Raw genomic sequence first — 12,537 nt, forward strand, 5'->3', positions numbered from 1 at the left:
CGGATTTAAGTTTGTAAGACAAACTCGAAGACGCTGCCTAAAGCGACAATCGATACCCGTGTGCTCGATGTCAGAACTGTTGGCGATTTGAGACAAAGCGAAACGAATAAGTTGATGACATCTTAGAACGAAACGAAAGTGGAAACAGGACATGTTTACCTTTCAACTATCCCAGTCAAACATACAAGTTGTGCAAATATCATTTCTCACGACTCCGCCACATATTTGGCATGTGTATGAATATGATGGAATTGAATCGAAATCAAATTGTTCTATTGAAACAGGTTTTTTAAATTCCTTAAACGGATCTTTCTTATGTTGAACTTGATTTGAATTGGACATATCGTTTGTTATGTCATCTATAGATAAAATGAAATAACCTTTAAATTTTTCCCCGACCTTTATGTCCTCGTTTACAATCTTCCATGCTTTGTGGTTAGGTTGAACGTCCAAATACCATCGATATATTTTTTGATCAGGTCCTTTGCACAAAACAACATATTTTTTAAAAGGTTGTATTAACATGTTTGCTCCCCCTCCCATTTGTTTCAACACATAGTGTGAAAAATCCCTTTGGTGAAATATATGTTTACCTATCTTCAATATCGACAGCGGACAACATCAATATCGTCATGATTGTTCCACTTCTTTTTGGTATTTCTTTCATTTTACTATAAATTTTGATAAAGAGAATACATGAAATTCGGGATAATTGTTCTAAAGAAATTGTTCTTCATCTTCACGAATGTAAAAGCAGGCGGTTTCATGCGAAAAGATTGGATAGTTGGGGATAGCAATCATAATGGTAGAGGAAAGGATGTCGTATCGTTTTCCTTTTGATAGCGAAGGGAAAAACAACCGCATTGCCGTATTTTGTTTCTTTGGTGAGCTCGGTGTTTTCAAAATCAACATCGACGATGCGATCGTCCTCTTTTCAGTGTAAAAGTACGTTTAAAACATCATCGTAATTGATTTTCTGTTTAGATGATCGAACAGCCGTTTAAACATAAAAATCCATTTTTAAATCAAGAGATGGCGTACACTCCATTCTTTCGAGGTAAATACAATTTCGTTACAATAGAGAAATATGGGGGGGCTCAGGTCTAAGATTACATTTTTTTAGATGTAGAAAAATATTTTATCGACAAACGACGATACACTTCAAGAAATAACATAAAAAACATCCATGAGCAAGTTTTGCTCGCCACCTAGCATGGAAATAACCGCCCATGGATTGGTTATTTTCACAGAAAAAAGAGGGATTGGGTAAAAAATGTGAAATTTAATAATCAACAACACGTATGGAGGGATGCTGATGGATAGAATATCGTTTGCTGAACAAATGTGGGAAGAACTATTGTCTATGCTTTATGAAGGAAAAGTTGTGTCAACATTTAAAGGAAAAGCTACTTTTACAGTTGTGTCATTTTCTGATAATGGAATCGAAGTACGGATCGCATCAAAAACAAATGAGAAAAAATCTTTAAGTAGAAAAGTTATGATGAATGCCATTTATAAGTTGATCGATCATATCGATGGTGTGCGTCAAAAAATGGTCGATCCCGAATCACGTTTAAAGCTTGGTTTACTTTCCCTTCTTCCATCAACTGAAAAAGTAAGAAAAGTAGAAGCAAAAAGAAGTGTGCTATATTTGATCCTGACATCAGAGACACGAAAAAAATTGACAGAATAGAGGGATATTTGTCATTATAAGAGATATGTTGAAAAAACTAGTTTGTTGAAGAAATGGAGGGGAATTGCTTGGGTTTTTTTCGGGGGTTAGGAAGATTCGCTGGCAAGGCAACGGGTACGGTAATCGGTGGAGCTGTAAATGTTGTTGGTGAGTTAACGGGAAGTGAGTGGGTAAAAGAAGTTGGAAATGGTGTGAAAAAAGCTTCAGAGTTTACTGGCGACACATTCGGACAAGTATTAGATGGAGTATGGGACACAGCCGCAGGTATTGCAAATAAAGATGAGAAAAAGATTGAAAAGGGACTTGAACATATTGGTGAATCGGTTTCACGTACAGTAAAAGGGGTATATTATACTGCTAAACATACATATGAAAATGGAAAAGAAGTTTATGAGGGAATACGTGATAATGATGAGAACAAATTGAAAAATGGTTTAGCTGAAATTGCAAAAACAGCTGCGGTGGGAATGTTGGCGGTTGGAGTTGTTGATATCATAGATGGTGCTGATTATGCCGGTTCGATAGAAGGGGATATTAAATCTATGGATATGGACGATGATACATTGCATCAAACAGTTAATCATGTCGGGACGGCAGAAAATAATGTGGGGAATTTAGGTAAAATAGATTTTGTTGGTAAAGAAGATTGGATAGAAAGCAATGGTGATTGGATGAGTAAAGAGGATGAAAACGAGACTTACTTAGAAGAAGTAGAGGAGGAAAGTACTGGAATACATCATATTCGTCCCCATTGGGTTGACGGATATTGGAGAGAAGGTCAATGGATTGAAGGGTATTGGCGTGATGGAGATGGAAATACAGGCGTGAACTTAACTGAAGAACAAGGCGGAGGCTATATAAGAACGAATCCAGACGGGAATCCAGGGAACAATTTAACATAGGCTGATGTTAGTCTAGATTATAGACACGAAGAATAGAGGAATGTATAGCAAACCTATCAAATCCATAGGGAGTGTCTATAATGATGAGGCTAGCTAGTTCAGACGTTCCTGACATGTTGCGCCAACATATTAGATGGTCAGCCTAGATCAAGCCGAAAAGGCCATTCGTGAATTGGCCCAGTTTTAAGGAGGGGTGACGATGGCGATAGAGGAAGTTACGATGCCACAGTTTGGCGGAAGTGTAACGGAAGGAACGATTAGGCAATGGATCGTATCTGTCGGTGACCGCATCAATAAATACGATCCACTTGTTGAAGTAATAATGTCAGATGAATGTTTTAATGGGACCATTATATCTTTATATGATGGTGTTATTAAAGAAATTATTGCAAAAGAAGGAGAAACATTACCTATTGGTGCTGTCATTTGTACGATTGAAGTCGAAGGAGAAGGACAAGTAGAGGAAAAGCAAACGAACGTGAAACAGGAATTATTGTCAACGAAGGAACAAATAAATAGCCAGTCGCTGAAAAATCACATAGGTGAGGGTGAATGTTATTCTACTCCAGCTCTTGAGCCAGACAAAGAACAGGAGGAGAATATTTTGAGTGAAGAGGATATATCTTTATCCTTTGTTTTAAAAGTATTATTGGGAAACAAACGATTTATTGATAAAGTGTTATCTTATCAGGTCGAGGAAAACGAGCTTAAAGAAGAAGTGAAAAGATGGAAAGAAGACATTCATCGGTTGCGCTTAATACTGTACGAACAAGATAAACATATGTATGAGTTAAAATTGAAGTTTTGCATGCTAAAATCATATCAACTTATCGAAAAATCACGGCAAAGGGCTAAACTCAGAGGTACTATCATATTTCAACATGCATTTAAAACATATATAGAGTTGCTTGTTCAAAAAACTAAATTTAACTATAATTTTCTTGTAAATGAAAAAATTTTCTTTAATATCTTTCGAAAAATGATTAATGGTATGAATATTTCAATAGAAGAAAGAGTATTTTTAAAAGAATATATAATGTTAAAACATAAAGATGAAATTGAATCTTTGGTTGAGATTAATATCGATCGGTTAGTTGAAAGTGTGGGGACGTTAGATGTTGATAATTAGAGGGACATTATTGTATCTCTTGCACTTTCTCATGTATCTTGTTGTTAATGTAATTGTTATGGCTATTATTTTCTTAGTTGTGAAGTTTATCGTTACATTTGTGTTTTCTGATAACACATTTATAGAGGGAATTGCTTTTATACTAATGATATTTATCGGCGGGCTTTTGTTTCTTTCTTCATGTATTTTGGCTTATGAGGATTTTAAAGAAAACTTCATATCTGTTGTTTGGAATCATGCGTATGAAGAATTTCAAGGCTTTGATGAAATGTTAAAACTTACACTTAAAAACATGTGGAAGTCGGATCGTATTGTTCATAGTGATAGCGAAGGGGTATAATTTTTAGGGATTTTTAATAATTTAATAAAATAGGAAAACCAGGGAAGCCCCCTGGTTTTTGCTTATAGATTGCTTTTTAGATTATTTAGTGTTGTGTGATCAGGATTTGAACGCAAGTATCCGCCACCTTGTTCCGTCATACGATTAATACTTGTATCACCATCACCATCACGCCAATAACCTTGTACAACTGTTCCATCTTTACGCACATAGCTGTCTACATAATGTGGTTTGACAAAATGAAGGTTATCGACATTTAGGTGAAAAGGTTTAAATTTGAATTTATAAACGTATTTTAACGGATCATGATGATCAAATATGTGATTAAAATGGTCAAATGATGAAAAAGTATTTAAATCGATGGATGGTGTTACGTGTCCGTCTGGAAGAGGGAATTGAAAATCTCTTCCGTAGTCTTGATCAAATAAATCAGAGACGTTAGATTGATCAAAGTCTTTGAAAAAAGAATCACTCATTATGATATCCTCCTTTACTTTTGTAACAAATGGTATGGATAATCTTGTATTTCTTGTTTTAGCTGTTCAAGAGCATCTTGTTGTGCAAGTGCAGAAGAAGTTGCTTCTTGTTTGTTTGTAATTTGTTCTTGTATGATTTTTTCAGTATATTGGAGTAGACGATAAAACTCTTCTAATGTAAAATCTTTGATGTCTTTAATCGCTTGACTTATAAACCCACTCATATGTTGATCAAAATCATCAAATAAGCTAGTGATGCTTTGATCAATATGGAAAAGGAGCTCCGGTTTAATCTGCTCGAGTTGTTTATCAGCTATTTTGCGATATATCAATGGGAAACCAGCTGCCCCAATAATTGGGACAACAAAGGACGCTCCCATTAATAGTGCGATTGTACTAGCTCCACCAACGAGAAGCCCAGCTTTGACAGAAGCGTTTTCTGTATGGACAGCCGTTAATGATAGGTTAGCCTCATAGTTAATTTTTTTTAAGAGTGGTACATTAATCTGTACAGTTTGTTTAAATGCTTCCGTTAGACCTTTAGAAAGCTCCATTTCCAACTTATGAAGCAAAGTGTATATATAGTCGCTATATTGATCGATCCAGTTGGTAAAATGAGAATGAAGGACGGAAGGTAAATGGGATTCCACAAATGTTTTTATGTCGGAACCGTGAAAATAGGTAATCTTATGTTTTATGTCTGCTTTTACTTTTTCCTCAAATGCTGCAACTGATTTTTTCACTAAATACTGAATTTCCTCTTCACGTTCATACAAATATTGTTTAATTTGCATCTCCCAATTCTCTCTTTGTCCAAACCAAGACTCAATCTTCTGTACCTCGTTTTTTAATACATCTAAAGATTGCTGAGCAGCTTGTTGGATGAGATCAATTTCTGCGCATATTAAATCAAGAATGTGTTTTAATCGGTTAGTGAAATGAGATAGCTTCTCTTCACTTCGTGAACCGTGTTCAATCGTTCTTTTTATTTGTTGCTCAAGATCAATCATTCCCGAATAATGTAATAATTCTTCGTTTCCATATAGTTTTCCTTCCAATGCTTCTTGAGCTGAAATTGGAAAAACAAGTGGATTTTCTTGTCCAGTAATGTTTTCAATTCTTCTCTTGATTAGATCAACAACGTCTTCAATCTCTTCTTCATCGATTCGATCCATGAAGTTGGCAACATAAAGAATTCGATCTTTTACATGCTTTAGAGCATTCTTTTCTAAAAATTCCTGCTCAGATTTTTTTAATGGAGCTGTCATATCGAGCATAAAGATTATAACATCAGCTCTTGGAATAAATCGATGAGTAATCTCAGAACGGTGTTGATTTAGGTCATTTAATCCGGGAGTGTCAACTAAGACCACTCGTTTTTCTAGAAAGGGAGAAGGAAGAAAGATTTTTAAGTATTTAATTTCATTATCACCATCGCCATGATAGGAAGCAGTATAATTTTGTAATACATCATGTGATAAATGTTTAATCTCTACTTCCCCGTCCCGCTTAACTACATGTATTTCCGGTGTGTTACTAAAAAAAGCAGCATGAATGAGCGCTGTAGTAGGGGTGACATCGACAGGCATAACATTTTCCGATAATAATGTGTTCACAAAAGTGGATTTGCCATGTTTAAACTCCCCGACTACGACAATTGTGTAATAATCTTGACGTATATCGTCTATAAGGTCACTCAACGCTTCTAATTGTTGACTTGACGGCATTTCTTTTTTTATTTTTTCTAAAAGAGAAGAGGCGTGTTGCAGTAGCTCAGCTTTTTTTTGTTCATAATTCATACATACTCCTCCGTCTTTTGAGAGTCCTCTAATTCATTATAAAGGGATTGTAACGAGTTTTTAATCATGTTTAATTTCGTTTCCCATCTTTCTATTTTTTCTAACCGAGTTTGTATTTCTGTCTCTTCCATTTTTGTGCTATCTATCATTTGTCTTATTTGGGATTGGAATCTAGAAATTTGGTCCTGTAAAACTTGTTTATATTTGTTTTCTACTTCTGTTAATAAGTATTGTAACTCCTCCTCTAGTGCTTTAATTTTTTCAATTTTTTTCTGTTCAAATTGGAATGTCAAATCGCGACGCATTCTTTGTTTTTCGTCTTCTCCAGATAGCCAATTAAATAGTGCCCCTATACCACCAATAATAATACCTGCAATAACTGCACTCACCCCGAGTACGAGTTTCACAGCAAGATTGTAATTTCGAGAATGTCCTATTATATCTAAAACCTCCTTCACTAAATCGAAGCCTGTATCATATGTGAAGATATCTATTTCTCTCATAGTGTCATTGTTTTCTTCTTTTTTCCATAATTGTTCTACCTCCAGATTAATTTGTCCCAATTGTTTATTTACTTCCTCACTAGATCTTTCCATACTCTTTTGGACTGCTTGTTTGATTTGCTCGAATTTTTGAAGATGTATTTCGCGTTCTTGTACACCTAAAAAGTCTTCTACTTTTCTTCCTAACTCACTAGCAGATAAATAACTATGGTCATCGAATAATTGTAATGCATCCGTATAAATAGTTTGTAATGCTTTTTCATACCATTGTTTGATTTCATATTTCTCTTTTTTGAGATAAAAAGAAAGATTTTTTTGGGCTCTTTGGCTTATCTGTTTTAAATGTTCAACTTGTTTCATAATAGAATCGATTTTAGTATGTAAGTCTTCTTTTTTTGTCTTGAGTACGCTGCGTTCAAAGGAAAGTTGTTTATTTATAACTTCATTGATGCTTTTGATAGATCGTTGAATAGGTTTTTTTAGCTTTACTGCCCCGCGTTCATATTCAAGGAAATGAGCGAGGGATGTTTCAAATTCGATAAAACCTGTATGTTCGTAGTCCCAAACAGCGATTGGTCCTCTTCGAGTTGTCAGTACTTCTCCATTGGCTTTCCTTTTCGCGTTTAGTGCTTCTTTTGCTGCGACCATGAAAATTTTCGGTTCTTTTAAAATCGGTTTTAAATTTGTTGTAGCGTAGTCCATAACTTTTTTCATGTCTTCTTCTGTCTTTAATAAATCTTTGAAATTAATGACGATAAATATTTTATGAATGTCATTTTCTAAAAGTCTGTTCTTTAAAAAACTTAGTTCTGATTCAGAAAGTATTTTGGTAGCAGATAATAAAAGAATAGCTGCATCTGACTTCGGAATAATATTATTTGTAATTTGTTCCCTCATTGGATCTAAGTCGTTCGTTCCAGGGGTGTCGATAATTTCTATTCCATTTTTGCATACTTCAATGGGATAGCCAATTTTGGCATAACTAATATTTCGTAGAAAGTCTAACTGTTTTTTGTATTCAGATTCTGACCGTGGATCACCTATAATCGGATCTTTTGGAGCGACGATTTGTGAAAATTCATGCTCTGTTATAGATAATGTTGGTTTGGTTTTATCGTGAAAATATATATGAATACAAGGTTCAACGCTATAAGAGATAATATTCAAAATAGCCGTTGTCGGTTTAACGGATGAAGGTAGCAACTTCTTCCCGAGAAGGGCATTGATAAAAGTAGATTTTCCACGTGAAAATTCACCGACAACAACGATCTGAAATTTGTCGTTCTTTACTTCTATTTTTAGTTCTTCGATTTTCTTTTTCTCGCTACTCTTCATATCTTCTAAAGTAAAAAGATATTCGTCTAATAACAAAAGAACTTGATTTTTCTTTTCTTTAAAAAAATTTAATGTGAGATGATTCATAGTTGCACTCCTTTTCGATTGTGACAGGGGACGTAAAAAGATGACAGCCCCCTTGTCTTGTTTATTATATTTTGAAACTTTATAGTGGTGTTTCTTCTAAAATGTTTAAGAAGATCATATCCTTTATTAATATGTTCCCTTCCGAAGTAATTACGACACGGTATTGACTTTCAACTCTTTTACGCTCTGCTGTTCCATCCCGATAATAGTAACTGTCTTCATAATACACATTGACGAGATAATGCTGTTCATCTTCTGGTGTAATCGATGTCACTTGAAACAAATGATTTTCCATCATCATTTGTTTTTCTAAAACAAAGTCTAAAAACTGTTTTATCTTTTCGTACTCACTACCCTCTGGTGCATAATATGGTGCAACAACGGAGAAGCCCCCTCCGTTAAATGCTTCAGTAAATGATGTATAAAAATCACTCATAAAAGCTTCCAATTGATCATCAGATACGTATTCAATGGTCTCAGTTTCTCTCGGTGTTATTCCTATCAAATTATAGGAAAAGCGAGAAATCAAAGGTGATCCATTATCTGGTAGTAAAGATATTGTATACGTGCCCTTGATCTGTTTTATTTCTTCTGCTGTTTCAAATATTTCAAGAGTTGTCACTTCAATTTGATCATCGGAGAGGAGTTGATAATCGGTAACAGTTAGCTTGTTATAGTATTCTCCTTTATGAGCTTTATAATATTCTTCGAAATCGTTCCATCCAGCTTCTGAGAACCATTCATTCCATCGAAAAAGTGTTGGATTATTTATGTTTGTACTCAGCTTCTCGTATAATCTCGTCATATAGTCTTCAATAGTTGATTGTCCCCAGTCGTATGCGTTTTGTATGTGTTCATTCTCTACAAATTCTTCCTCCTCTATGACATCTTCCTCTATGACATCTTCCTCTATGACATCTTCCTCTATGACATCTTCCTCATTCATATCTACTGTTTCTTCATCCATTTGAGCGAAAGTTTGTAATTTATTCAAGACAATGTCCATTGTATTCAGCAGCGGTTTTCTTATAGATTCTTTTGAAAGTGCCATGAGAAACACACAAATTAATACAGCCATGGTGAAATGAATGTGTAAAGTTGTTACTCGAGCCATCTCTTTAGTTGTTGGATAGTCGATTGTGTTCGGGATTTGGTCGTATAAATTATCTGTCCAAAGGTTTAAAGTTATTTGTTTTTCGATACGTTCAGTATTGAGTGAGAATAAGTTTGAATTTTTCCAACTAATAAAATCACCATAGCCATATATAAAAGGCTCAAATGCTGTATCAGCATATATTGTTTGAATGTTGTTAAATAAGTACCGGCAATGATGATAAGATTGTACATTTGTTTGTTGTTCTTGTGCACTTATATCTGTGAAGAAAGGTGAAAGTGCTTTAGTAAACGAATGTATCCATTGAATATCTTCGTGAACTTTTTTACATTCTTTTTTGAGAAACGGTTTGTATGTTTTGTACATTTTGTTTTTTTCTGTGTGCCAGTTGCGTTTCAAAGAAGAGATTTGTTTTTTTAGAAAAATGATTCTATAGTTAATATCTTCTAATATAAAATTTTGAAGTGTTTTGATATGGGATATGATATCCTGACGTTCTAAATTAATGTTAGCACATTCTATACGCAAATCTTTGATTGCTGAGTTAAAACGAATTTGCTGATCGTTAAACGCTTTAAGTTTCCTTTTTCTAAAAAATTTATATGTTTTTTCTATATCATTCAATATTCTCTTTAAATTTTGCTCCTCTATTTTTGTTTTTTCAACTCGGTGCATAAATTCATTATATTTTTCTATATAAGTTTGATAAAGTGAAGACAATATGATTTTCCAATGTTCAATTGTTGAAGATAAATCTGTTTGATTACTAAACATCCATTTAGAATGGAACTTCTCTATGCTTTTTGTGTAAGATTTGATCCATTCATCAATTTCATTTAATTCGTTGAGTTCTTCTGGAATGAGTTCGTTCCATTGTATAATCTGTTGTTGTATTGCCATGACTTCGTCTTCGATTTGTTGTTTTAATTGTAACATTGCAGGATAATCTTTTTTCACAAATGAGGGTATTAATTGTGATAACTCTGTTGATAAATACATTGCCTTACGTTTGATAAATAGCTCGTCTATTTGTTGAAGAACGTCTTTTAATCGGATAAATGTTCGTTCCTCTTTTAAAGCCAATGATTGTGATTGAATTTTGTTTAACAAAGAGTCAACTTTTTCCCAATTACTCCACTCGTACTTCACGCGGTCTTGAAATATTTTTGCTTCTAAAGCTTCTTTTGCAGAAATGCCGATAAGGTGGTCAACAATTCCTTGTAAACGACGTTTGTTGAACTCCAGAACTTCTTCCAGAGGCTCCTGTTCTTCATCGTGTAAGTCGATTCGATTCACAAGTGTTGCACAAGGGATTTTGTATTGTTGTAGTTTCTTTATCATCTCGACTTCTGATGCTGTTGCTGTATGTAAATAGTCGAATAGCCAAATAACAAAATCTGCTTTTTTAATAAATGTTTCCGTTGCTTCCGTATGATGCGAGTAGTTAGAATTTAGACCGGGAGTATCAACAATTGTAATTTTTTTTAACAAAGAATTTGGAAGTTTAAGTTCGATGAATGAAAGCTTTTTCCTAAGATTTTCTCCTTCTTTTATTTCCGTTGTTAACTGTTTCAATTTTTCTTCTGAATAGTTCTCTTTTTGCCCATTTGTAAAATGTGCAATTAGTTCTTTCTTTTCTCCGTATACTAACTTTGTAACTACTGCTGTGGCAGGGATGACATCTGAAGCTAAAACTTCTTCCCCAAGTAATGCATTAATAAAAGTTGATTTCCCGGCTTTAAATTCTCCGGCAACTGCAACTATGCATGGGTATTTCAATGTTTCCTGAATATCTATTAATTCATTAACAAATGATTGTTGTTCAGGGTGTTTTTTCGACAAAGCTATCCATGTATTTAACATTTGGTCTAAGTACTCTAGCTTACTCATTATGTTCACCTTTAGAAGAAAATGTTTGTATGCTGTTGTTTCTAGTTTGAATTTGATCAAACGATCCATTTAAATAAACATCGAGCATCGATAGAAGCTTCTTGTGATTAGTAGCAAAAAAACTATTTGAGAGAAGCTTTTATGATAAAATTCCTGTATTTACAATTATCTTATATTTTCCTTCAAACATCAATATTGAGATAGAGTGGATAGTGTACTGTTTGTCTGGAAAATATACGTGCATCTCGTTTTAGGTCTATCTCATTTATAGTTTGACTTATAACTATATTTTCCATGATGAAAAGTTGTGGTTCTTAAATAAAGCCTCAAGACGATCTCATTCGACAATTTACGATTGAGAAAAACGCGGCTTGTTTGAAAAATACCGTAAACACATCGTACCGATTGCCGTCTTTAGCTACGATACGATCCGCGACGAACCATCGACATTTATCCTCCAATTTCCGTTTGGTCATGTGCTTAATTTTCACTTTTTCACTGTGGAACTTCGTAAACAAAACTGGCGCAACTACATTCGCCAAGACAACCCGATCGCCGCTGCACTGCTTAGTAAAATGGGTTATACTGAAAGTGAACGGGTAGAACTGAAAAAGCAATTTTTACGCATGCTTGTCCGAATGGAATTAGACGAAGCGAAACAACGGTTGTTGTTTGGCTTTTTTGAAACATATGTAAAACTATCAGATGAAGAAGAACGAAGACTGCGAAGCGAGGTGAATGAAATGGAGACGAAAGAAAAAGAACAAGTGTTGGAACTCATGATTTCGTATGAACGACAAGGCATGAAGCATCTTATACAAACGATGGCGAAAAAAGGGATGAGTGTAGAAGATATTGCACGCATGACAGACCTTGCGAAAGAAGAAGTACGGGAGCTGTTAGAAAAGGAATAAGTAATTTGTGTATTATTTCACAACTGTCGTCGACCTCCAATCTTGCAAAAACTCCGGGGGATCGACGACAAGTTGCTTTTTGCAAGTTTTTTAGACGGATCAAGGCATAAAGATTATTGACTGAATTTTCGGATGTATGTATAATGATGTTGTATACCTTTTCCATACATTGATTTATCAATACTTTTTGGGGTTTGTATCGTACCTATGAGGAATTGAAACACGTGGAACAATGGGACAAAGGCATGGGAGCGTGCTGAGTTTGTATCGTACCTATGAGGAATTGAAACACGACGAAAGATGGTTTCGTCTTCGTCTGCTGGATTGTGTTTGTATCGTACCTATGAGGAATTGA

Annotated in this window: 10 protein-coding genes, 1 pseudogene and 1 CRISPR repeat array (1 of these 12 only partly in view); of the genes and pseudogenes, 5 read left to right on the forward strand and 6 right to left on the reverse strand. The window is 34.6% G+C overall.

Going from position 1 to position 12,537, the window contains the following annotated elements:
• Positions 1-162: 162 nt before the first annotated feature.
• Positions 163-525 carry a hypothetical protein gene (locus HNQ82_RS10500; protein WP_183249430.1) on the reverse strand — a complete coding sequence of 121 codons (363 nt, stop codon included), beginning with the start codon at positions 523-525 and terminating at the stop codon, positions 163-165.
• Positions 526-717: 192 nt separating this feature from the next.
• Complete coding sequence (locus HNQ82_RS14460; protein ID WP_221261125.1) at positions 718-912, reverse strand: hypothetical protein; 195 nt, start codon at positions 910-912, stop codon at positions 718-720.
• 403 nt (positions 913-1,315) lie between these two features.
• On the opposite strand from HNQ82_RS14460, the gene HNQ82_RS10505 reads away from it, so the two are divergent.
• The 4 genes from HNQ82_RS10505 to HNQ82_RS10520 all read left to right on the forward strand — a co-directional run bounded on the left by HNQ82_RS10505 (position 1,316) and on the right by HNQ82_RS10520 (position 4,064).
• Positions 1,316-1,693, forward strand: a complete 378-nt coding sequence (locus HNQ82_RS10505) for a hypothetical protein (RefSeq protein ID WP_183249432.1) — start codon at positions 1,316-1,318, stop codon at positions 1,691-1,693.
• Between the two features lie 68 nt (positions 1,694-1,761).
• Positions 1,762-2,595 carry a hypothetical protein gene (locus HNQ82_RS10510; protein ID WP_183249434.1) on the forward strand — a complete coding sequence of 278 codons (834 nt, stop codon included), beginning with the start codon at positions 1,762-1,764 and terminating at the stop codon, positions 2,593-2,595.
• 199 nt (positions 2,596-2,794) lie between these two features.
• Positions 2,795-3,724, forward strand: coding sequence for a biotin/lipoyl-containing protein (locus tag HNQ82_RS14785; RefSeq protein WP_183249436.1), 930 nt, complete (start codon positions 2,795-2,797; stop codon positions 3,722-3,724).
• Complete coding sequence (locus tag HNQ82_RS10520) at positions 3,711-4,064, forward strand: hypothetical protein (RefSeq protein WP_183249437.1); 354 nt, start codon at positions 3,711-3,713, stop codon at positions 4,062-4,064. Before HNQ82_RS14785 ends, HNQ82_RS10520 begins: the two co-directional genes overlap by 14 nt.
• A 62-nt stretch (positions 4,065-4,126) precedes the next feature.
• Here HNQ82_RS10520 and HNQ82_RS10525 read toward each other — a convergent pair whose 3' ends face one another.
• From HNQ82_RS10525 to HNQ82_RS10540, 4 genes are all read right to left on the reverse strand, one after another.
• Entirely contained in the window at positions 4,127-4,540 is a 414-nt protein-coding gene (locus tag HNQ82_RS10525; protein WP_183249440.1) for a hypothetical protein, read from the reverse strand.
• Positions 4,541-4,554: 14 nt separating this feature from the next.
• The gene (locus HNQ82_RS10530; protein ID WP_183249442.1) at positions 4,555-6,339 is read right to left on the reverse strand and encodes a dynamin family protein; all 1,785 of its coding nucleotides are present in this window, start codon (positions 6,337-6,339) and stop codon (positions 4,555-4,557) included.
• A complete protein-coding gene (locus HNQ82_RS10535) occupies positions 6,336-8,264 on the reverse strand; it encodes a dynamin family protein (RefSeq protein ID WP_183249443.1) in 1,929 nt (642 codons plus the stop codon). The genes HNQ82_RS10530 and HNQ82_RS10535 overlap by 4 nt, the downstream gene beginning before the upstream one ends.
• A 79-nt stretch (positions 8,265-8,343) precedes the next feature.
• The gene (locus HNQ82_RS10540) at positions 8,344-11,268 is read right to left on the reverse strand and encodes a dynamin family protein (protein WP_183249445.1); all 2,925 of its coding nucleotides are present in this window, start codon (positions 11,266-11,268) and stop codon (positions 8,344-8,346) included.
• Between the two features lie 371 nt (positions 11,269-11,639).
• Here HNQ82_RS10540 and HNQ82_RS10545 point away from each other — a divergent pair.
• Positions 11,640-12,182 (forward strand): annotated as a pseudogene (locus HNQ82_RS10545) (RpnC/YadD family protein); the annotation flags it as partial.
• Positions 12,183-12,374: 192 nt separating this feature from the next.
• Positions 12,375-12,537: a CRISPR direct-repeat array (repeat unit 30 nt; unit sequence GTTTGTATCGTACCTATGAGGAATTGAAAC) (it continues 882 nt past the right edge of the window).

Origin of the sequence: Anoxybacillus tengchongensis (assembly GCF_014201585.1) — a bacterium.
Taxonomy (GTDB): Bacteria; Bacillota; Bacilli; order Bacillales; family Anoxybacillaceae; genus Anoxybacillus; species Anoxybacillus tengchongensis.